The organism is Bradyrhizobium sp. 159 (assembly GCF_023073795.1).
In the GTDB taxonomy this organism is placed as follows: Bacteria; Pseudomonadota; Alphaproteobacteria; order Rhizobiales; family Xanthobacteraceae; genus Bradyrhizobium.
This window is the reverse complement of sequence record NZ_JADPKE010000021.1, coordinates 123,841-145,945: the sequence shown is the minus strand read 5'-3', so window position 1 is coordinate 145,945 and position 22,105 is coordinate 123,841. Positions and strand designations below refer to the sequence as shown.

Sequence of the window (22,105 nt, the reverse complement as noted above, 5' to 3'; positions counted from 1 at the left end):
ACGAATCTAAGATTGCGAACTTGTGCCTCGGGACACTAGCCTTCATTCAAGCTTTACGCGCGTGCATCGCCGGCTGTCGACCGAATGGGAGTGGCAATTCGCGGTGTCTTCCGCCTTCCTTCCATCAGGTGGTCTTTCCCCTTGACGGGGGGCATCATCAGTCGGCACCCGGCTCGCCGCGCAGCGTCGATGTTTTGATGCCTCGTGACCAGCTACCAGTTGTTCAGCCATTCCTTGGGCAGCGCTGGCACGAAATTGCCGTCACGCCCCGTCATGTCCTCATTGGCGACTAGCGCGTTTAGAATCGCCTCCTCCACGCCTTGTACCACAGCGTCGAAGAACGGGTCGATATCGATATCCGGAATGAAACCCGCGCAAGCGATGCGGCCTGAAGCCAGCGCGGCTTCGGAATTGGCGGTCGAGAAGGCGAGAAAAATATCGCCCGAACTGTGATAGCCATAGCCGCCGGTCAAGGCGATGCCGAGCGGCACGCGCCTGGCCAGCCGCTTCATTTGATGCGCCAGGAACGGCGCGTCGGAGGCGACGACGGCGATGATCGAGCCCTTTTCGGCGCGGGGCGTACCTTCGAATACCGCTGGGTCGGTGAGGTCCGGTCGGATGCGCCGACCGCGAAGAGTGAAATTGCGCCGCTTACCGAAATTGGCCTGCACGAACACACCGACCGTATAGCGACTGTCGTGCCATTCGACGATGCGCGACGCGGTGCCCGACCCGGCTTTGAAGCCGAACGAAATCATGCCGGTCCCGCCGCCGACGCTGCCTTCCTCGATGGCGCCGCCTGTTGCGCCATCGAGTGCTGCGGCGACATGCTCGAAGTTGATATGCTGGCCATTGATGTCACTGAGAAAGCCGTCATAGGTCTCCGCCGCCACTGGTAGTCCCCAAGCGCTATCGAGCGCTGCCGGCAGCACGCGGTGCATCCACCGCAGCGTGCCGTCGCGGGCAACGCCGCAGGAGTGGGTGTTCGTGATTGTGATTGGCAGGCTGAAGGCGCCGGTCTCCTCGATAATGTGCGCGCCGGTCAATTCGCCATTGCCATTCTGGCTGAACACGCCGGCAAACACCGGGGTTGCGAGTTCCCCCCGCAGTCTCGGGAGAATCGCGGTTACACCTGTGCGGACCGGGCCGGTTCCGACCTGCAGCGGACCGTCGCCGGAAATTAGCGTTGAGTAGCCGACCGTAACGCCTGGCACGTCGGTGATGGCATTGAAGCGACCAGGCGTGCCGTCCAGTGCGAGCGCAAAGGCGCGCAGGCGGGGCTTGCCCGAGGGCGTGCGGAGATGCGGCTCGATAGTGCTCATGCGGTCCTCAGAACAAGCGAGCTTTAGTTCTCTGGCTTCGGAGACCCAGCTTAGAAGCGGTCTTGACCTTCTATGTTGCCATTAGCGCACCAATAACTCGTGCCGAATGTTTATGGTCGCTCCGGACGTCGCGACAGATCCAAGTCACGCACCGTTAAGTCGTAGCCTTCGTCACCGACGAGGCAAAAGACCTCGGCTTCCCGAGTCGCTTTGGATCAAAACCAGTTCGTCGGCACCGACGGCCTCCAGTCGAAGCGACCAAGCAGGATGACAGAGGCCGCACCGCGAGCTTTGGAAGTACTCAAAAGGTCCAATCCTTAGGGGCTCACCCTCAAGCGGCAGACGCGCTTCGATCTGGGCGAGGAACTCCGCGTCGACCCTTATCACGTCATCGGTTGCTTGCTCAGCGTAGCCGCGCTCGGCTCCAGGCCCGCGCCGAAATTGATACTTAGGGATGGTGAAGCCGGCCATGACTTTTTCAGCGGAAGCCCGTCATACAGGATCGCGATGCGCGGCTCGGCATGAGGAAGCGGTGGCTCCCGGCGCTTGTCCCTCATCAGAAAGCCCTCACGTAGACATCGAAAAACTGTGATTCCTTTCACCCCGCGAGCCGGCGGCCCAAGCAGCAGATCCTTCGCACAATGTAGCCTTAAACTGGCGCATTCAGACGTTAGCATAAAATCACGCGATCGAACTCCCATAATCGTCATTACAACTTCCTAGTACTTCCCGCGCGGGGCAAGAACGCAGCGCAGCCATTTTACTTTGAGTAGTATTGGACGAGGAGCTAGGACACTTTCTGCAAATGTCGCCCTTGACGTGCAGAAATGCGTTTTTACGTGCCCAATTCCGCCGGATTGATGCATCAAGCACGCTTATTGGGCCAACGTTCATACTGATCGTGCGGGGAGCCGCAAACTAACCGAAGAGTTCCTGAGGGCGTAGTCATACGAATTGATCGCACGCCCCCGGACCAGAGACTTCGGCGTCTGCAGGCTCATGAGCGCCTTGGCCGATTGCCGCACCTGGCGTGGGGTGGACAGCGCCACACGAGATCCTCTTGGCGCTGCGCTCTAGGAGATACCTGTAGCAGGAAAGCTAAATATCCCCGCATCGGGCGTAGACGGGTTCAGGTGGCAACCGCTGCTAGGACCAGCAATCCAAGTCGCGCTACCCGCGCCCGGAGCGCACTTCCGTTGTTGGTTCTTCGAATATGACCGGCTTCGTATTCGAAGGGTCAACTTTCGGTGACAAGGGAATGAGGCCTCGCATCCAGATTAGGCTGGAGGGACACAGAGGCATCCAACCTCGTCGGGAGCTACTCCGAACGATAGGCAAAGCGGCCCCGCGAGCAATCAACGCAATTTTCGTTCTGCTCCACGTCGCCGTCGGCACCAGTGCTAGTCCAGCTGTCAGGCAGAAAGAGACGCAAAGCGATCATCACCGGCACTTCACCTCGCGCAAGCGTCAAAGACACCAGCGAATTTGCCGTTTTGCCGAGAGCCGACGCGTATTGAGCCGCAACACCAACCGACCGTTCACCTTTCTTCGGCAGTGAGGTGTCATCAATGACCAGCACCGCATCCTTGCCGCCGACAAGCCCGTCGGCCTGGTTGAGCAACTCAGATTCCAGCGATGACTCGTCCCAGACACCATCGGCGATGAAATGGTGCAGCTGATCGTAGTTGCCGGTTGCGAGGCGTTCTGCCATCGGCTGAACGCTCTTGCGATCGCCAGGACCGATCAATCCCGCAACGTAAAGGGGACACATCCGCTGCCGGGTCTTATGACCCAACCGCTGCAAGAACGGCTTCAGCCAGCCTTCGAGTTCGTCTTCCCATTCCGCCATGGTCAGCCCTCCAAGAGCCGACCACCCATGAATCATTGAAAAATCGATTCGGGAATCCTAAAAATTCAGAGGAATCCGACAATCTGCCAAAGTAGTGCTAGCACTGACGCTGGAATTCAGCGCTTGTCGCCGATAGAACATCATGCGATCAACGCGAAACGATCGGGTACAAGCATGCGCTCCCGGCCTCAATAAACTCAGTCCGAACTTGCGCGCTGGCCACGGAGATCGGGTCGCGTTGCCGGGTCGCAACCCCATTTCCGTTTATGTCCGGAAAGCCGCCAACGTCGTGCTGCACACTAAAATGAAGCGAGACCTTGTACTTCGCAGCCGCTCTGAGTCGGCAAATAGCAGTGCGTGCCCTCATCCTTCAGAACAATCGTCCAACCCGCAAGCAGCCTCGAAATGGGTCGAAAAAAATCTCTTTCCCAATCTTTTCGGAGCGTCCTTTGATCATGCATATACACTTTTGATGATGCATATACACGCGGCCATCGTCTCCGAGGTCAAGGATCTCGAGTCTGCGACCCAGTGAAACCTGAAGCGCGATGCGCCCTTCAGGTTATGGGATTCTTAGCCCGCTCCGCGCGCTTAATCGCATCTTCCAGTAGCCTCTGTACCAAGACATTGTACGGAATACCGCATTCCTTCATCATTCTCGGAAAGGCGCTGGAGGGACCCAGAGCAGGCGAGACGCCTACCTCGTTAATCAGCAATTCTGCATTGGGCCGCATAAAGAAATCCACCCTTGCCATCGCCTCGCAGCCGATCACTCTAAACGCCTCACAAGACAACGAGCGCACTCGATCAGCCTCCGCTTCGTCAAGCTCCGCCTTGGTTTTGAGCACTACACCTTTCTCATCAAGTTTAGCCTGAGCCGTGTAGAAGGTGTGCTCATCAGGAATGACCTCGCTTGGCCATGAACAGAGTAATTTGCTTGGTTGCTCTGTGTCCGGCAACACCGCACACTCAAGCTCTCGCGCCTGCACGTACTCCTCGACTAAGACCTTGCTGTCATATCTAAATGCAAGGTCGACAGCAGCCTCAAACTCTGCTTCGCAAGTTACCTTGCTGACGCCGATAGAATTATAAAGGCTTGCCGGCTTTACAAACAGCGAACGGCTGCCGAGCGCCTCTTGTACAAACTGAAACTTGAGCGCTTCTTTAGTTGTCAGTGTTAAAGACCGAGCGATCGGAAGACCTGCATCGCGCAATATTCGTTTGACGATTTGCTTATCTCCACATATCGCCGGCGCAGGCGACCGGGAACCTACAAAAGGCACCTGCGCTATTTCGAGCAGGCCCGTGCAGTAATAGGGCGAAATTGGGAAGACTACATCAACGTTACATGTACTGTCATTCTCGTTGCATCGATGGAGCAACGCTTTGCCGCGCCCCCCCGGTAAAAGTATCAATTGAGCACTTGACGAACCCGGGCCTAAGGGAAACCCGTTTGTATTCTCCTGCAGCCACCACTTGCCGTCTGGTGCGACAGCCACCAATATTGGACTATGCTGTTTCCTGTCTAACGCTTCGTACACAGATCGAGCGAACTCCACTGACATGTCATGCCCAAGCGGTCCAGGAGGCCCGCCCCCAAACACCAGCGCCACGTTTATCCTGGTCATTATCAGCGTCCCTGTACCGTTCGAATTGAGCCTGTCCAACGTGCCGAGGGTGAATAAGTGACTGTGAATAGTGCCCAGGCGAAGAAGACATAGCGGTATGAAATCCTTAACAACGATAGTCCGCAACTACTAGGAAACGGAGGTTGCACGACGGGAACGGCTTGATAAGCTCATAGAGGCGTGGGGCTGTGGCTCACTTGAGCCAGCTCGCGCGATCGTGGATAACATCACTTCCTTTGCGCAGACTCCTTCCTGGAACTGATCTTCCCCTAACGGCTGGACATGCTAGGCGCCTTTTAGCTCCCTTCGATCGGGCCACATATCCGATGGCGCAAGGGAGTCGGGTTCGATTGTAAAAGCGAGGATGTCGCGGCTGCCTCGGCACGGGTGTTGAATTGACGATGATGAGCGAGCTCGACCGAGGGTATGGAAGACGACGTATGACGGTCTGATGCCGGCTCGAGGCGAGAAGGCGGCGGATCTGTCGGTCGACGCGAAGATGCGGCAGGACGAGATCCGTCGAAACCTATGAACTCTTTTTAGATTCTGGCGTCGCTGATGCCATGCTTGCCGCCCAGATCGGCATGCGGAACGCCGGCTTCGTGTTCATTCGAATCCCGATGAGCTCTTTTCCGTATAGAAAGCTTCTTCCACGCGCTCAAAACCGAACTGATCTATCAGCTTCACTAGGCGACCCGCGATGAAGCCGAGCGCGATCATCCTCGCTTTCGTCGAGGGCTTCTACAACAATCTCAGCAGACACTCGGCCATCGGCGTTATCGCGGTTGCTGCTGCGCGAGCTAGTCTAGACACTGAAAGCAATCAGTAATCACGCAGCGTGCTCTGTGTCGTCGATGGCAATTCGCAAACGATGTGAGAGCTGCCAAAATAGTGGCGATTAGCCCACCAGCCGGGGACCGAGCAGGGCCGGCTGCTACTCGAATGCGTGACCAGATTTGGTGTGCAAGGCGTCTCAGGTCGATCGGTCGGTCGGGATTTGATTGCATCCAGCTCTGCTTAAGTTCCTCGCCACTTCTAGTATTCGGCGTTCGAAGAGAACCACCCTAGGCTCCTTACCACAGCTCAAGAGAAGATCAGGTCTAGATCAGGATCTTAGGTGCGCAAGACGCCGGCAAACAGAGGACCCGCACAGTTTGACATCCCGGATCTTGAGCATTGAACTTTATAAGCGGAGGCACCGATCGCTGAGACAACTTTCTTCTTGCGATTGACAGACGCGGTGTCAATTGAGGACGGCTGAAATAAAATTCAGGGTTCGGGCATGCGTGGGGCTGCTGAGGACCTGGGCCGGGGGGCCGCTTTCTATGACTTGGCCTTGATCCATGAAAATCACTCGACTTGCCACTTCCCGCGCGAAACCGAGTTCGTGAGTAACAACGATCATTGTCATTCCAGTTCGCGCGAGATCGCGCATCACGACAAGCACTTCGCCAACTAGTTCGGGATCCAGCGCGGAGGTCGGCTCATCGAACAGCATCAACGCTGGTTTCATCGCGAGAGCGCGAGCAATTGCGACGCGCTGCTGCTGACCACCCGATAGCTCAACCGGATAAGCATCGCACTTATGAGATAGTCCGACCCGCGCAAGCAACTCACGGGCGGCGACCTCGGCCTGCTTGCGCTCTTGTTTGAGTACTTGCACCGGACCTTCGGTGATGTTTTCCAGCGCCGTCTTATGGGGGAAGAGATTGAAGCGCTGGAACACCATGCCCGTCGCGAGGCGTTGTCGCGCGATATCACGCCCGGAAAGTTCATACAATTTTCGGCCGACCTGACGGTGACCGACTAATTCGCCGTTCACCCACAGAGCGCCGCTATCAACGACTTCCAACTGGTTCATGCACCGGAGCAAAGTGCTCTTTCCCGAGCCCGATGGACCAATAATGCAGAGCACTTCGCCACGCTCCACCTCCAGGTTGATCCCCTTAAGCGCTTCGAATGCACCATAAGACTTGCGTACGCCGCTGACTTTAACGATGGGATTCATGTGTTCTTCCAGCCTAGCGTGGTTTTGTATTGCGGGCGCCGCGTGCGTAATGCCGCTCTAATCGCATTTGAAGGAACGTAAGCACGGTAACCACGATCAAGTACCAGAATGCAGCAACTATCAGCAGTTCAATTACGTAGTTGTTCACGTAATAGATGTTCTCTGCGTTGTGAACAATTTCCGAAAACTGGATCACGCTGGCGAGTGATGTCAGCTTGACCATGCCGATGAGCTCATTGCCAATCGGGGGCACAATGACGCGCATCGCCTGCGGTAGGATGATTCGGCGCAGCGCCTGAAGACGGGGCATTCCGATCGCACTCGCCGCCTCATACTGTCCTTGATCGACAGATAATAATCCGGCGCGCACCACTTCCGAGGTATAGGCTCCCTGATTGATGCCCAATCCGAGCAACGCTGCAATAAACGGCGTCATCACGTCTACCGTACGCAGCTCGAAGAGGCCCGGAATGCCGAGCTTGGGAAACACCAGCGCAAGATTGAACCAAAGCAGCAACTGCAGTAGCAACGGCGTGCCGCGAAAGAACCAGACGTAGCTAGCCGCCGCCCACTTGACCAGAGGGTTGTCGGAGAGGCGCATGATCGCGACCGCCACCCCAATCAGAATTCCTAGCAGCATTGCCAAGAAGGCCATTAGAACGGTGTTCCCCAGACCAAGGATGATTGTACGGACTGTAAGATAGCGCCTCACAACCGGCCAGTCGATTTGACCATGGACAAAGGCCATCACAAGCCACGTGACCAGCGCCACGACCGCAAGAGCACTTAGATAGCGCCCTACATGCTTGCGTCGCACGCGCTCTAATCGAGAGATGTCCTCCACGACACGATCCTGCTCAACGGCGGCTCGCTTTCCGATCGATACACCTGACATGCCCAATTGTCTCCCGGCCCGCCTTTGACATTGAACCCGCAGGAAGAAAACTACGCGTTCCCTTACCGCAGCTTTTCATCAATGTTCGCCTAGAACCCGTCGAAAGTCAGCACGTCACTCGCGAGACCCGGAATTTCCTGCGAACGCGGGAGGCATCACTTTCTCAGCGGGTCTAGAACTAAAACTGCGCTCATTACAACTTTGCATGCGCAATACTTTTTAGGTCGCCGCGCTGGATCGGGGTGCTGCTCCTGATAAACGATATCACGTGGCAAGGACGTTCTTAGGCGCCAGACAAATACGCTATCTCATTTTCACCGTCTGCCTCGCTCCAATTTTGCCAAGGCGCTCGAAGGCCAGCGTATCACTAACTTCGACGGTGCGACATAAAACCCCGCATTTAAGATATTGAAAGCAGGATTTTGATTAGATTCGGTCCTAAATTGGAGAAAATAAGCCCCAACATGCCGCTAAAACCTTGTTCATGACGGCGCGTGCCACGTTCTACCGGGAACCCCATTCGAAAATGGAGCAGCATGTTCAACTCGAGACTTGGCTCGCCTCATATGCGACTGCTTTCGACTTTCAAGTCATTTCGAAGCCGCCGAGGCCGACCGTTCGAATGTCGCTAAGCGAATGGCGTATCTCGCTAGCAAGCGACGATACCCAGAAGACTGTAAGGGACTGGATCGAACGATAGCGGTCGGGACGGGCCTCTGCTCTGCCTTGCGCGAATCAGGACAAACTTTGCGGAGGCGAACCATGGCTTGGATCAAGACTTGGGAAGGCGCAGTTGATAAGGAGTGGCTGGACAAGCTTGATCACGTCAATTTCTTGACCTATCAGCGAATAGCTGATCTTGCGAGTATTGAAGTATGGCGCCGTGCTAAGCGCGATTGTGCGTCTGGCCAAGACCTTCAATTTGTCATGACTGAGACCTATGTTCGTTATGTTCGCGAACTGCGCTTGGGGGCATCGATCGACATCCGCACAACCCTGATTGCCGCGGACACCAAGCGATTTCATCTTCTTCATCGCATTGAAAGTGCAGGCGATGTCGCCTGCACTGTCGAGACACTTAACCTCTGCTTTGACCCAGCGAGCCGGAGGGTGGCGCTGTTCAACGCTCCGATCAGCAGTTACTTCGCTGCGTGGGGCACCCCGCCGGCCGACGCCATTCCGCAATTGTCGATTAGCCGAAAAACCTCTCACGGGTGACGTTGTTCTAAGCCGGCCGCGCGCTCGGTATGCCGAACAACTGCCCCGGTAGACACCCCAACCCTCTCAGGGAGTGGAGATTACTTTTCACAAGGTTGCAACACAATCAGGCCAGCTTCGCGCTAGCCTAAAGATGGTTGCGACGTATGGCTGTCGTGGAAGTTTGAGCTGCTGCCGGTTTGATGGACACCGAGATTGGTGTTTCATGAAGCCGGAGGTGGGCGATGAAGAGACGGAAATTCAGTCGCGAGTTCAAGATCGAGGCGGTCAAGCTGGTTAGGGAGCGTGGGGTGTCGGTGGCGCAGGCCGGGCGCGACCTGGGATGTCCACAGAGCGTTCTGCGCAAATGGGTGAAAGAGTTCGGCTCCGATCCGGTGCAGGCCTTTGCCGGCCACGGGCAGATGAAGCCGGAGCAGCAGGAGATCGAGCGGTTGCGCCGTGAGGTCGCCAAGTTAAAGGCCGAGCGGGATATCCTAAAAAACCATCACGGGCCCCGGCCCGCCTGTGCGCGGTAGAAACAGACAATGCTATCCTCTCGATTTGGAGGGTAGCGGCCGTCAGCTTATTGGAGGCGCAGTCCCCGTAAAAAAACGTGGTCCATGGGTGCATGCGAACTTGAGATTGGTGACGCTGTTCCGATAGCGATCCCGATTAGGAAGATGACGATTGGCATAACCCAGACCCTCCAGTCCCATGACTGACGGAGGAGTTGCAATGCCGAAGACGCCTGCCGGTGGCCGCCCAGATTTAAAGCCGGTCAACGTCGGAGCCGCCGCCATCGACATTGGGTCAAAATGCACATGGCGGCGGTCGATCCAGGGTGCACCGACACGCCGGTGCGTGCGTTTGGCACATTCACGCAGGACCTGCACGAACTGGCGGATTGGTTCAAAGCGTGCGGCGTAATCAGTGTCGCGATGGAATCGACGGGGGTCTATTGGATCCCGGTCTACGAGATTCTGGAGCAGCGAGGGTTCGAGGTCATCCTGGTCAACGCTCGTTACGCCAAGAACGTGCCTGGACGCAAAACTGATGTCAGCGACGCCGCTTGGCTGCGCCAGCTTCATTCCTACGGTTTGCTGCGCGGCAGCTTTCGGCCTGATGCCGATATCGCGACGCTACGCGCCTATTTCCGCCAGCGAGAGCGGCTAGTCGAATATGCAGCCGCACATATCCAGCACATGCAGAAGGCCCTGATGGAGATGAACCTGCAACTTCATCACGTCGTCTCCGACATAACGGGCGCGACCCGGGATGCGGATTATCCGAGCTATTGTCCCGGGTGAGCGGAATCCTGACGTGTTGGCGACCTACCGCGACGTGCGCTGCCATTCCTCCATCGAGACCATCCGCGCCGCACTGGTGGGCAACAATCGGGACGAACATGTCTTCGCACTGACCCAGTCGCTGGAGCTCTACGACACCTACCAGGCCAAGATGCTCGATTGTGACCGCAAGCTGGAATCCTTGATCGCGGCGCTGACTGACAAAGGAGCCAAGCCAATCGGCAAGCTCTCCAGGCCGCGGGTGAAGACCAGGCAGCTTAACACACCGTCGTTCGACGTCAGGACCGCATTATACGGCGTTCTCGGCGTTGATCTGACTGAGATCCATGGGTTGGGGCCATCACTCGCGTTGAAGCTAATCGGCGAGTGCGGCACGGATCTGAAGGCTTGGCCGACCGCCAAGCACTTCACCTCCTGGCTGTGCCTCGCGCCAGGTAACAAGATCTCCGGTGGCAAGGTACTATCTTCGCGCACACGACGATCTCCAGTCGAGCAGCGGCACTGCTGCGGCTCGCAGCGACGACGGTTGGGCGGAGCGATACGGCGCTTGGCGCATTCTATCGACGGCTGGCTTTGCGCGCCGGCAAGGCAAAGGCGGTGACGGCGACCGCTCGCAAAATAGCGGTTCTGTTCTACAATACGCTTATGCACGGCATGACCTACAGGGATCCAGGTGCTGATCACTACGAGGAACAATATCGCAGCCGTGTCGTCGCCAATCTGAGGCGACGTGCCAAGTCACTCGGCTTCGTCCTGCAAGTGGACCCGGGCGGCCAATTGGCTGTTTCTTAGGAAGGCCGCAGCCTTCTTCGCGAAGGAAGCGACATGAAGTTCGTCTTCATTGCGAAGCACCGGGCGATCTGGCCGGTGGCATGGCTATGCGATGCGCTGGCGGTGTCGCGGTCGGGCTTCCATGCCTGGCTGAATCGCTCGCCCAGCGCCAGATCCCGCAGCGACGAAGAGCTCGGCGGCAAGGTGGAAGGCCAGCTTCATAGCGAGCGACCGCACCTATGGTGCGCGCCGGGTGTGGCGTGATCTGCTTGCCGATGGGGCGAACTGTGGCCTCCACCAAATCAAATGACTGATGCGCCTGCAAGGCTTGCGGGCGCGGCCGCGACGCCGGCGCTTGCCGAAGGACAGCGGCGACCGGCAGCTCGAGAGTAAGCGCTGTTCAGCGGCCACCTACCGGATGATGGGGCGATCTGCGAGTCTGCGGTTCGGTTTTGACCGTTAGGCTTAGAATGGACACAGTGCATACTGCTATCACCGAGCCGGTGCGGCGGCTTGAGGTCTTCACCGGAGCCGGTCGTCGGCGGAAGTGGAGCGACGAGGACAAGGCGCGGATCGTCGCGGAGATCGTGGCGAGTGGCGACTCGGTGTGTTCCGTGGCCCGACGGCATGGATTGTCGCCGCAGCAGCTGTTTGGCTGGCGCCGTCAGTTGCGACAAGCAGCAGGCGGTCATTCCCAAGCGGACGAAGTACAGTTTGTGCAAGCGGTAGTGGACGCGGTGGTACCGGCGCCGGCTGCTCACCAGGAGCGCAAAGTGGCGCGTAAGGCAGATAGCGGGATCATCGAGATCGAAGTCGACGGCATCACGATCCGGGCCGGTCGCGGAGCGGACCCAACGATGATCGCGTCGATCGTCCAGGCGCTGAAGGCAAGCCGGTGATCGGTCCATCGGGTGCGGTTCGGGTGATGGTGGCAACCAAACCGGTAGACTTCCGCAAGAGAATGGAGGGGCTTGCGACCTTGGTGCGCGAGACCATGGGGGCTGACCCATTCTCGGGAGCTGTCTATGTGTTCCGGGCCAAGCGGGCGGACCGGATTAAGCTGGTGTTCTGGGATGGAACGGGCCTGTGCCTGTTCGCCAAGAGGCTTGAGGATGGGATCTTCCGCTGGCCGAAGATCGAGGACGGTGTGATGCGTCTGTCGGCGGCGCAATTGTCGGCGCTGCTGGAAGGACTCGACTGGCGGCTTGTGCATGAGGCACGGGAGACGCCGGCGCCAGCGCAGCCCGGATAGCTGTTGGCAGTACTGCGGCGAAGTGAATCAGGAGCGCCGAACGCGTCGCAAGATGACGGCGAATATGCTCTGATTTGGGTGTGAGCGACGCCCTGCCTGACGATCTCGAGACGCTGAAAGCGATGCTGCTTGCCGAGCGGTGCGAGAGCGAACGGCTGCGTCAGATCATCAAGGAAATGCAGCGACACCGGTTTGGCCGGCGGGCGGAGACGCTACCCGAAGATCAGATGCTGCTGGGCCTGGAAGACGTCGAGCAAGTCGCCGCGTACGGCGAGACGGCACAGAACGTCAGTGCACCTGAAGGCCGTGATGCGCGAGCTCGCAAGCGCCGCGGCAACCGTCGCGCGTTGCCGGCGCACCTGCCGCGGATCGAGGTCATCGTCGATATCGAGGACAAGACCTGTCCCTGCTGCCAGGGTGAGTTGCACCGGATCGGCGAGGACAGAAGCGAGCGGCTGGACCTGGTCCCGGCGCAGTTCCGGATCCTCGTGACCCGGCGGCCCAAATACGCCTGCCGGGCCTGCGAGAATGGGGTCATACAAGCGCCAGCCCCGGCCAGGCTGATCGAGGGCGGATTGCCGACCGAGGCTACCGTCGCCCAGATGCTGGTCTCCAAATATGCCGATCACCTGCCGCTCTACCGGCAGGCGCAGATTTACGCCCGTCAGGGCATTGAGCTCGATCGTTCAACGTTGGCGGACTGGGTGGGACAAGCAGCCTTCCACCTGCGTCCGTTGCATGAGCGCCTCCTCGGCAAGCTCAGGCAACGGCCAAAGCTGTTCGTCGACGAGACAACAATGCCGGTGCTTGATCCCGGCCGCGGGCGCACCAAGACCGGTCAGCTCTGGGCCTATGCGGCAGACGACCGACCATGGGGCGGCGTCGATCCGCCGGGCGTCGCCTACGTCTATGCCCCCGATCGCAAAGCCGATCGACCGATCGTTCATCTCGCAGGCTTCAAGGGGATCCTGCAGGTCGACGGCTATGCCGGTTACGCCAAACTCGCTGAGCGGGGCGACGTTGAGCTTGCGTTCTGTTGGGCGCACATGCGCCGCAACTTCTATGAGCTCGCAACACCTGGCCCGGCACCCATCGCGAGCGAGGCGCTCAAGCACATCGCCGAGTTCTACGCGATTGAGAAGGACATCCGCGGCCGCAGCGCCGAGGAGCGTCGCCTCGTGCGGCAGCAGAAAGGCCAGCCGCTTGCCGATACCTTCCAGAAGTGGCTACACGCAAAACTCGCCCTGATCAGCCAGAAGGCCAAGCTCGCCGACGCCATCCGCTATGCGCTCTCACGCTGGGAGGGTCTGACGCGCTTCATCGATGATGGCCGTATCGAGCTCGACAACAACGCCGTCGAACGTTCGATCCGTCCGATCACGCTCAACCGGAAAAATGCGCTGTTCGCGGGCTCCGACGGCGGTGCCGAGCACTGGGCGATCATCGCATCCCTGGTCGAAACCTGTAAGCTGAATGACGTCGATCCGCTTGCTTACCTGATCGACGCGCTCACCAGCATCGTCAACGGCCATCGAAACCGCGACATCGACCAGCTATTGCCCTGGGCTTACCGCGCTCAAGCCCTCAAAGCCGTGGCCTGAGAACGACGCTTACGCTCGAGACCGTGCCGGCGAACCTCCTTGGCCGGCAATTCACTGCCGAGCGGCCGAACCAGAAGTGGGTCGCCGATTTTACGTATCTCTGGACCGCCGAGGGCTGGCTCTACGTCGCAGCAGTGATCGACCTGTTCTCACGCCGGGTGGTGGGTTGGTCGATGAGCGCCGCCATGACAGCTCAGTTGGTGACCCATGCCCTGCTGACGGCCGTCTGGCGACGCGGCAAGCCGGAAGCACTGTTGCACCACTCCGACCAAGGCAGTCAGGGCGGATTCAAACGGTCGTCGCAACACCATGACGTTGGAGGTTGCGATGAAGGTTGTAAATCGGCGATCGGCGCGGTCAGGACGGGCGCCATTGCCATCGCCAGGCCGGGGGCTGCGGATTCCGACGATCGCGCGCATGTATTCCGATCTGATGCCGCGCAGCGTTCCGATCTGATCGCGCGCAGGTCGAGCACCTGATCGTCACGGCAAGATGTCACTGTGTTTGGGGTCTGGTCAAGCGGCAGCGGGGATGGTGGACCTGCGCATGGATTCGCCGCTGAGTTCGAGCCGGTGAGCGTTGTGAACGAGGCGGTCGAGGATGGCATCGGCGTAGGTGGGATCCCCGATCAGATCGAACCAGCGGGCCACCGGGAGCTGACTGGTCACCAGCGTTGAGCGACGCCCGTACCGGTCTTCGAGGATTTCGAGCAGGTGGTGACGGGCATTGCCGTCGAGCGGTTCAAGCCCCCAATCGTCGAGGATAAGGAGATCGACCCTGGCGAGGCTTTTCATGCGCGCGGCGATGCGGCCGTCACCCTTGGCCAGGGACAGGTCATTGATCAGGCGCGGCAGCCGAGTGTAGAGCACCGAGCGATTATCACGGCAAGCCTTGTGGCCGATGGCGCAGGCCAACCAACTCTTCCCGACGCCGGCCGGCCCGATGATGGCCAAGCTCTCATGGGCGGCGATCCAGTCGCCCTTGAGCAGCCTATCGAACAGTCGGCGATCGAGACCTCGCGCAGCGCGGTAATCGACGTCCTCAGGCACGGCATGGTGGCCTAGCCGGGCATGACGAAGGCGCAGCGCAAGGCGCGGCCATTGCGGTAGGTCGCCTCGTGATCGAGGAGAAGGGCAAGCCATTCGGCGTGGCTGAGGTTGGCCGCATCGCTGTTGCTTCCCAGTTCGATGAACGCATTGGCCATGCCTGCCAGACCGAGTTGCCCCAGCAGTTCGAGTGTCGGGTGTTTGAGCATTGCAGTCCTTTCAGTGGTAATATCCGGGGCCCCGGATGTTGGTGTGGAAGATCGGCGTTTGCTCCGGGGCTTTGCGCACCGGGATCTTGTCGAGCCCCTTCTCGAGGATCGGTTTGACCGAGGGATAGTTGCGCGCCTGGATCTCCAGCGCGCGCCGCGCGGCCGCTTCCAGGCGTTCGGTGCCGAAGCGCTTCTCCAGTCCGATGATGCCCAGGCATGACGGTAGCCCTGCTCGGGATGCGGCCGATCCTCGATGATCTTCTCAACCAGCAGCGACAGCATCGGCCCAATCCGCGCAGCCTCTTCCCGGATCTTCAATGGCGTCCATTCACGGTAGCACCGGTGGCTCGACGGCATATGTTCGGGGATCGTCGTATGTCGCCCGTTGCCGCTTCCACGCATGTGGGCGGCGATGCGTTCGCCATCAAGGAAGATTTCGACGGTGCGTGCGGTCATGCGGGCCTCGACCTCGCGGCGGGCGAAGCGCCACGGCACCGAGTAATGGTGGTGCTCGATGGCAATGTGATAATCGAGCCCGACCCGGCAACGCTTCCACTCAGCATGGATCCACGTTCGATCGATAGCGGCTTGAGGTTCGGCGCGTCGATCTCCTCGAACAGCTGACGCCGCGTTTTGCTGTACTGGCGAAGCACCCGTGTGTCGTTGAGATCGGCGATGCACTCGGCGACCGCAGCGTTCACCTCGGCCAGGCTGTAAAAGATCCGGTTACGCAAGCGGCCCAGAACCCATAATGCCGACGCAGGCTTCGACTTTCGCCTTCCGCGGCTTCCTCGGCCGCGCCGGGAGCACCGCCGTGCCGTAATGGCGCGCCATGTCGGTATAGCTGCGGTTGACCATCGGATCGAAGTGACACGCCTTGATCACCGCGACCTTCGCGTTGTGGGGGACCAGAAGATGGGCACGCCGCCGAAGAAGGCGAAGGCGCGATTGTGCGCCTCGATCCAATCGGCGAACTGCTCGGTCCACGTCGCGCAGGCAAATGACAAGCTCGATCCGCCGAGCACCGCCACAAACAGATGGGCACCGCGCACCTCACCGGTCCGGCGGTCGACTACAACCGGCACCCTGTCGCCGGCGTAATCGACAAACATCTTCTCGCCGCCCCGTGGTTCTGCCGCATCGTCAGAGGCAGGCGGCCTTTCCAGCGCCGGAACAGGTCACACCAACGGCTGTAGCGATAGCCATCCGGGTGCGCGCCGATATATTCTTCCCACAGAACCTGCAGCGTCACATGCTTGCGCTTCAGCTCACGTGCCACCGCCGACCAGTCCGGTTCCGCCTGCTTGCGCCGGCCGGGCTTCACCCCAGGTAAGCCGTACAGGCACGCTTCCAGCTCGGCGTCGCTTATCTCCGCAGGGACTGGCCAACTTAGCCCCGAGCGTGCAAACCGCTTCAGCATATCCCGAACCGTCGTCGCCCCGACCCCGGCTCGCTCACCAATCACCCTCGTCGATACCCCCTGCTTCAAGGCTCAGACGCAAAATCTCGCGCACGTGGCGCATCGTAACCCTCCTCGTCGGCATCCATTTCTCCGGTCGCTATCCGACTGGATAAATGCCCCAACGATCAGGTCCTCCTAACTCCAAAGTGCGCGCGATTGCTTCGGAATCCTGCGCGGACAATTCTCGGAATGCTGCGCGCCATCGCTTCGGAATGCCGCGCGCGATCAAATCGAAACGGCGCGCGCGATCGTCTCGGAATCGGCAGCCGGCCGTCTGTTGCACGACGCGATGAACAGAATAGACTTTGGAAGGCGATTGCCACGGGGCAGAGCGCGAAGATGCTGCGTTTGAGGCCGGCTTATCGCAACCTGTCGGAAGCAAATTGTTCCGAGAGGCAGGCGGCATGCCACCAGCGATGTTCAGATCTTCGGCCGAACCTCTCTCCGTGCGCTACCTTTCGTTGGCTGAACGCGAGGACATCGCCCTTTTAAAGGTGCAGGGCCATTCCATACAGGAGATCGGGCGCCGCTTGGGGCGAGCTGCTTCGACAGTCTCCCGTGAACTGCGTAGGAACGCGGCCACCCGCGGCGGCGGGTTGGAGTATCGGGCAACAACTGCCCAATGGCATGCAGACTGATCTGCCCGCCGGCCGAAACCGACCAAGCTTGCGCTCAACGAAGCCTTGCTCACTTGTGTGGAGGAGAGACTAGCCGGCGCCGTCGTAGCCCCGAGCCGAGCTTGTATTCCCGGCCCCTCCGTTCGGTGGAACGGCCGCCGGCATGGCCGGCGAAAGGATCGACGATTGGCCAAGGCATGGAGCCCTGAGCAGATTGCCCGACGCTTGCTGATCGACTTCTCGGACGAGAAGACGATGCGCATCAGCCACGAAGCCATCTATCAGGCTCTCTTCGTTCAGGGCCGCGGTGTACTGCGCAGCGAGCTGACGGCCTGCTTACGAACCGGGCGCGTGTTGCGCGTGCCCAGGGGACGCGTACGCAGGCGGGGCAAGGGCTTTGTCTCGCCGGAGATCATGATCCGCGAGCGACCCGCTGAAGCGGCCGATCGAGCAGTGCCGGGACATTGGGAGGGAGATCTTATCCTCGGTCTTGGCAGCTCGGCGATCGGCACATTGGTCGAGCGGACGACGCGCTTCACAATGCTATTGCACCTTCCCCGGTTGGCGCGGCATGGCGAAGCGCCGCGCAAGAAGAACGGACCGGCGCTCGCGGACACGGGGCGGGAGCCGTGCGCGACGCGATCTCGCGCACGATCGTCACTTTGCCCGAAGAACTACGTCGCTCGCTGACTTGGGATCAAGGAGCCGAAATGGCTCAGCACAACCGCCTCAAGATCGATGCGGGCATCCAGGTCTACTTCTGCGACCCGCAGAGCCCTTGGCAGCGCGGGACTAACGAAAACACCAACGGTGCTGCGACAGTACTTCCCGAAAGGCACAGACCTGAGCATCCACAGCGCCGACGAGATAGCCGCTGTGGCAGCGGCCCTCAACGCCCGACCGAGAAAGACGCTGGGCTGGAAAACGCCGGCAGAAGCGCTTGACGAATTGCTGTCATGAGTGAAAACAGTCGGTGTTGCGACGACCGTTTGAATCCGCCCAGTACACCTGCGAGCAGTTCCAGCGTTTGATGGCCGACCACGGCATTATCTGCAGCATGAGCCGTTCCGGTAATGTCTGGGACAACGCGGCGATGGAGAGCTTCTTCTCGTCGCCCAAGACCGAACGGACGGAAGGCAAAACCTACCGGACCAGAGACGAGGCACGAGCCGATGTGTTCGACTACATCGAACGATTTTACAACACGATCCGCAGGCACTCGAGCATCGGCTATCTCAGCCCGGTTGAGTTCGAGCGTAAGGTGGGATTAGCTTAACCCGGTGTCCATCAAAGCGGCAACAGCTCAGTTTAGTGTTTCTGAGCTTGCGATGACCGAAGGTAGGCCGCGATCCACAGTCTCTTTGATGAGCGGCATCTTGTAGGCCTGAGTATGTCGCGGAGCATAGGCACTGCTCTGATCATCGAAACCCTACTTCGCGAAGTCGGGTTAGTCTGGCAGAGAGGCCACCTTGACTCTAGAATAGATCGGGTAAGCACAACGATATCTGCTCCAGGATCAAGAGCCCCCGCGCCGCTCGTCTCCTGCTCCCCTCGGCACGCTGCATGCACTTAATGGACAATGCAGATCCCTAAACAACGCTTCGCGTACACTGGTTGCAGCTTTCTGGCGCCCGAGCCTCACGGCATCTCACGCGATGAGGGCGCTCCGCGCGACACAACTACCTCCCCCTCCATACGGGAGCTCGCTTTTCTGCGAAAGCACGCGCGCCCTCAAGACGGTCCTCCGAACCGTAGAGTATGTCGACCGTTGCAAGCTGACGCCTGTTCACTCGGTTCAAGGCATCTTGGTAGCTCAGCGGCTCAGCCACGCGCACCGTCTCCTTGATAGCGGCAAAAACAAGGGGAGGGCCGCTCGCAAGCAGTCCCCCAATCTCCCACACGCGGTCCTCAAGTTTTTCCCTCGGAAGTACTTCGTTGACCAAACCCCAGCGGTGTGCCTCAGCGGCAGTCATCCAACGACCTGTGTACAGAAGGTCCAACGCGATGTGAAAAGGAATACGTTTCGGCAATTTGACCGACGCCGCATCGGCGAGCTGGCCGGCACGAATCTCCGGCAGCGCGAAAGAGGAATGATCGGACGCATAGATCAAGTCGCAGGACAGCGCCAGCTCGAATCCGCCGCCAACCGTCATACCATTGATGCAAGCGATTACCGGTTTGTTGAGGTCACGCAGGCCTTGCAGCCCGCCGAATCCACCGACTCCAAAGTCGGCGTTCGCTGGTTCTCCGGCTGCAGCAGCGGTTAGGTCCCAGCCAGCACAAAAAAACTCGTCGCCGGCCGTCTTGAGAATGGCAACGCGCAGCTCCGGATCATCGCGGAACGCCTTAAAGGTCTCCCCCATCAGCCGAGAAGTTTTCGCGTCGATGGCATTTGCTTTGGGGCGGTCGAGAGTGACTTCGAAGATCGCGCCCTCCCGGCGAGTGGTTACAACTTCGGCCATTCTTTCCCTCTTTGCAACAGCATTGAGATGTTCACGGTGCTTGCTTGTGCACGCAACGGGAGGAGCAAACGCTCGCGCTCAAAAAGCACCTCCGACAATCGCGCCGATCTCCATGAGATCACCTCTTTGCCGCAGTGTAATTCTCTTCAGCACATGTTTCCTGCAAAGAGCTGGGAGCGCGCGTGCAAATCCGGCGGCGCGATCCAGCAGAACGAAGGAGTTTGTATAGCACCTCCGTACGAGTCCCCTGGACTGGCGACTATTCTCCTATCTCACGCGCATCTTTGTTCTAATTCGACGCACATGCCGATGAGCAGGTAGTGTGCGGGGTGTTCTGCAAAAGCTGAGAGGCTGAAGCGGTCATGGTAAGTCCGGTGATGGAGAAGATAATCGTTCGTAGAGGAGCATGGACCCACCACGACCGTGACAAAGATTGGGACGGATGTCTCTGCAGTCAAAGAGTGGTTGAGGTCGGACAGGGAGTTCCTGAAGCCGCTGATCTAGAGTGCGGTGCAGGAAATTCTCGAAGCCGAGATGACGGAGACGCTAGGTACGGAAAAGGGGAGCGTCGAAGGACGACTTGGCTATTGCTGCGGCTACTATCCCGCTCGCTGATCACCCGGGTCGGCAAGATCGAGCTCAAGGTGCCGCAGAACCGGCAGGGGCGGTTCTCGACCGAGCTGTTCGAGCGCTACCAGGCTCGGAGAAGGCGCCGGCTGGGTGGAGGAGAACATCGAGGAGACCTTGACCTACTTCCACCTGCCACTGGCGCACAGCAATCACATGAAGTCGACCATTATGCTCGAACGCCTCAACGAGGAGATCAGGCGGCGCACCTATAATCTTCCCCAATGCCGAGAGCTGTTTAAGGCTGGTGCGGGAGCATGACCATCGAGCGCCATGAGGCTTGGCTCGAGGACCATCGCTATCTCAACATGGATCTGCTGAAGGAGCACAAGAAGGAGGCGCTACGCCAAGCGGCCTGACGATGCTCAGGCCCACCAAGGGGGATGAACGCCACCCCTCTTCGCCGCCGTCGCCCGCCAGCGCTACGCTTTTGGGGAAGCAAGCGACGGCGGCTCCGAGGGGATGGCTCGGCCGGACCCATGATCGATTTTGCTGAACTTGACGCACAGAACTGACGAGCAAGTCACCCGGGTATGGATCGCAGGCACCCATTTGTAACAGATGAGTAGGACTGTTTCCTTACCTTTCCCGTCGGGCCGCAGAAAAGCACGCGTTTACTCCGGTCTCAGCTGACGCCCGAAAGAAAAGGGTCCCCTAGCCGCACTTCACTAGGCCGAGCATTTGTCGTGCTTCGGCCGGCGTGGCGATGCTGGCGCCCATGCGCTCAATAATTCCGACTGCGTTGTCTACGAGTTCGGCGTTTGATGCCAGTACACCGCGACGTAGGTAGATGTTGTCTTCCAATCCTACGCGGACATGTCCTCCCAGCCTCACAATCTGCGCGACCGTGGGCATTTCGTCCGGACCGCAGCCGAATCCAGCCCAAATCGCGCCGGGAGGCAGTATCTCTTTCATCGCCTGGATGACAATCGGCTGCGCTGGGGCGCCGTAACCGGTGCTGAGACAGAACTGGAACAGCGGTGGGCCCTCTAGAGTGCCTTCCGCAATAAGCCTCTTGGCATTTTCGATGTGGCCGAGCTCGAAGCATTCGATCTCGGGCTTGACGCCCGCGTCCTGCATAAGCTTCGTCATTTCGCGCAGGTCGGACATTCGCGCCACATAGATCGACTCGCCGAATGCCAAAACGCCACAATCAAGTGTGGCGATCTCCGGCTTGAGCGTGATCGCCTGAAGGACACGATCCTTGGGGCTCTTGAGTACAGTGGCCTTACCAAGCGTCGGCGGGTCGAGGGAATCGAGGGTAATGCTCCCGTCCATTCCGCATGTCAGGTTGATGATGACATCGGTAGACGAGTCGCGCAGCTTCTTTACAACCTGCTCATAAAGCTCCAGACGGTTCGAAGGCGCCCCATCCTCTTCCCGGACGTGGACGTGAACAACGGCAGCGCCTGCTTTCGCTGCTTCGATGGCCGCTTCCGAAATTTGCGAAGGGGTCTTGGGTATGCGCGCATGTTTTGCAACGACTGCCGCATTCCCGCCAGTGATTGCGCACGTCAGAATGACTTTTCGGGACATCAGAGACTCCTCTATTGGTAACCGTCGGGACTGTCCCGAAACGGAGTCGAAAGAACAGTGTCTTAAGCGCTTATCGCTGCGGTGCGCGGGCTTGAGGGTCGCGCAGCGACCGACCTTCCGCGGCACGCTCGCCTTGATCGCACGGACGTCGGTTATGTGGAGATCTTCCCCGAAAATAGATCGGCTTTCCTCGAAATAAGTCAGCCGCAATCCAAGATTTCGGCATGCTAGAGTCTGCACCTCGAAAAAAGACCTCGAAGCACGGGACGACATTTATATGCCCATTCATATTAAGCCAAGAATCCCAAACCGGGCA

At 59.1% G+C, this 22,105-nt stretch carries 13 protein-coding genes and 10 pseudogenes; 14 read left to right on the top strand and 9 right to left on the bottom strand.

Annotated elements, in window-relative coordinates; all coding sequences use genetic code 11:
• Window positions 1-212: 212 nt before the first annotated feature.
• The 5 genes and pseudogenes from IVA96_RS04760 to IVA96_RS04740 all read right to left on the bottom strand — a co-directional run bounded on the left by IVA96_RS04760 (window position 213) and on the right by IVA96_RS04740 (window position 7,702).
• The gene (locus IVA96_RS04760) at window positions 213-1,322 is read right to left on the bottom strand and encodes a P1 family peptidase (RefSeq protein WP_247415616.1); all 1,110 of its coding nucleotides are present in this window, start codon (window positions 1,320-1,322) and stop codon (window positions 213-215) included.
• Window positions 1,323-2,721: 1,399 nt separating this feature from the next.
• Window positions 2,722-3,207: pseudogene (locus IVA96_RS04755) on the bottom strand (transposase); the annotation flags it as partial.
• Between the two features lie 521 nt (window positions 3,208-3,728).
• Window positions 3,729-4,799, bottom strand: a complete 1,071-nt coding sequence (locus IVA96_RS04750) for a hypothetical protein (RefSeq protein WP_247415614.1) — start codon at window positions 4,797-4,799, stop codon at window positions 3,729-3,731.
• Between the two features lie 1,243 nt (window positions 4,800-6,042).
• On the bottom strand, window positions 6,043-6,807 hold the full coding sequence (locus IVA96_RS04745) for an amino acid ABC transporter ATP-binding protein (protein WP_247415612.1): 765 nt from the start codon (window positions 6,805-6,807) through the stop codon (window positions 6,043-6,045).
• 13 nt (window positions 6,808-6,820) lie between these two features.
• Entirely contained in the window at window positions 6,821-7,702 is an 882-nt protein-coding gene (locus IVA96_RS04740; RefSeq protein WP_247415611.1) for an amino acid ABC transporter permease, read from the bottom strand.
• 762 nt (window positions 7,703-8,464) lie between these two features.
• On the opposite strand from IVA96_RS04740, the gene IVA96_RS04735 reads away from it, so the two are divergent.
• The 8 genes and pseudogenes from IVA96_RS04735 to IVA96_RS04700 form a co-directional block, all read left to right on the top strand.
• A complete protein-coding gene (locus IVA96_RS04735; protein WP_247415608.1) occupies window positions 8,465-8,920 on the top strand; it encodes a thioesterase family protein in 456 nt (151 codons plus the stop codon).
• A gap of 224 nt (window positions 8,921-9,144) precedes the next feature.
• A pseudogene (locus tag IVA96_RS04730) lies at window positions 9,145-9,399 on the top strand (transposase); the annotation flags it as partial.
• 235 nt (window positions 9,400-9,634) lie between these two features.
• A pseudogene (locus tag IVA96_RS04725) lies at window positions 9,635-10,998 on the top strand (IS110 family transposase).
• Window positions 10,999-11,356: pseudogene (locus tag IVA96_RS04720) on the top strand (IS3 family transposase); the annotation flags it as partial.
• A gap of 91 nt (window positions 11,357-11,447) precedes the next feature.
• Window positions 11,448-11,876: a transposase gene (locus IVA96_RS04715; protein ID WP_247415605.1), complete on the top strand. Its 429-nt coding sequence runs from the start codon at window positions 11,448-11,450 to the stop codon at window positions 11,874-11,876.
• Window positions 11,873-12,229 carry an IS66 family insertion sequence element accessory protein TnpB gene (gene tnpB / locus IVA96_RS04710; RefSeq protein ID WP_247415603.1) on the top strand — a complete coding sequence of 119 codons (357 nt, stop codon included), beginning with the start codon at window positions 11,873-11,875 and terminating at the stop codon, window positions 12,227-12,229. Before IVA96_RS04715 ends, tnpB begins: the two co-directional genes overlap by 4 nt.
• A 122-nt stretch (window positions 12,230-12,351) precedes the next feature.
• On the top strand, window positions 12,352-13,830 hold the full coding sequence (locus tag IVA96_RS04705; protein WP_247415599.1) for an IS66 family transposase: 1,479 nt from the start codon (window positions 12,352-12,354) through the stop codon (window positions 13,828-13,830).
• A 32-nt stretch (window positions 13,831-13,862) separates the two neighbouring features.
• Window positions 13,863-14,111, top strand: a pseudogene (locus tag IVA96_RS04700) (DDE-type integrase/transposase/recombinase); the annotation flags it as partial.
• Between the two features lie 234 nt (window positions 14,112-14,345).
• Here IVA96_RS04700 and istB read toward each other — a convergent pair.
• Window positions 14,346-15,085 (bottom strand): annotated as a pseudogene (gene istB / locus IVA96_RS04695) (IS21-like element helper ATPase IstB).
• 10 nt (window positions 15,086-15,095) lie between these two features.
• A pseudogene (gene istA / locus IVA96_RS04690) lies at window positions 15,096-16,608 on the bottom strand (IS21 family transposase).
• A gap of 343 nt (window positions 16,609-16,951) precedes the next feature.
• Between istA and IVA96_RS04685 the strand changes: the two are divergent.
• The 4 genes and pseudogenes from IVA96_RS04685 to IVA96_RS04675 all read left to right on the top strand — a co-directional run.
• Window positions 16,952-17,185, top strand: a complete 234-nt coding sequence (locus IVA96_RS04685; RefSeq protein WP_346347882.1) for a helix-turn-helix domain-containing protein — start codon at window positions 16,952-16,954, stop codon at window positions 17,183-17,185.
• A gap of 165 nt (window positions 17,186-17,350) precedes the next feature.
• Window positions 17,351-17,854 carry an IS30 family transposase gene (locus tag IVA96_RS35445; protein WP_253075122.1) on the top strand — a complete coding sequence of 168 codons (504 nt, stop codon included), beginning with the start codon at window positions 17,351-17,353 and terminating at the stop codon, window positions 17,852-17,854.
• Entirely contained in the window at window positions 17,794-18,108 is a 315-nt protein-coding gene (locus tag IVA96_RS35440) for an IS30 family transposase (protein WP_346347881.1), read from the top strand. Before IVA96_RS35445 ends, IVA96_RS35440 begins: the two co-directional genes overlap by 61 nt.
• Window positions 18,041-18,440 (top strand): annotated as a pseudogene (locus IVA96_RS04675) (IS3 family transposase); the annotation flags it as partial. The gene IVA96_RS35440 and the pseudogene IVA96_RS04675, both read left to right, overlap by 68 nt.
• Before the next feature lie 403 nt (window positions 18,441-18,843).
• On the opposite strand, the gene IVA96_RS04670 reads toward IVA96_RS04675, so the two are convergent.
• A complete protein-coding gene (locus IVA96_RS04670) occupies window positions 18,844-19,626 on the bottom strand; it encodes an enoyl-CoA hydratase-related protein (protein WP_247415597.1) in 783 nt (260 codons plus the stop codon).
• A 594-nt stretch (window positions 19,627-20,220) separates the two neighbouring features.
• Between IVA96_RS04670 and IVA96_RS04665 the strand changes: the two are divergent.
• A pseudogene (locus tag IVA96_RS04665) lies at window positions 20,221-20,324 on the top strand (transposase); the annotation flags it as partial.
• A gap of 19 nt (window positions 20,325-20,343) precedes the next feature.
• A pseudogene (locus IVA96_RS04660) lies at window positions 20,344-20,612 on the top strand (transposase); the annotation flags it as partial.
• Window positions 20,613-20,907: 295 nt separating this feature from the next.
• On the opposite strand, the gene IVA96_RS04655 reads toward IVA96_RS04660, so the two are convergent.
• The gene (locus IVA96_RS04655; protein ID WP_247415595.1) at window positions 20,908-21,789 is read right to left on the bottom strand and encodes a 3-keto-5-aminohexanoate cleavage protein; all 882 of its coding nucleotides are present in this window, start codon (window positions 21,787-21,789) and stop codon (window positions 20,908-20,910) included.
• Between the last annotated feature and the right edge of the window lie 316 nt (window positions 21,790-22,105).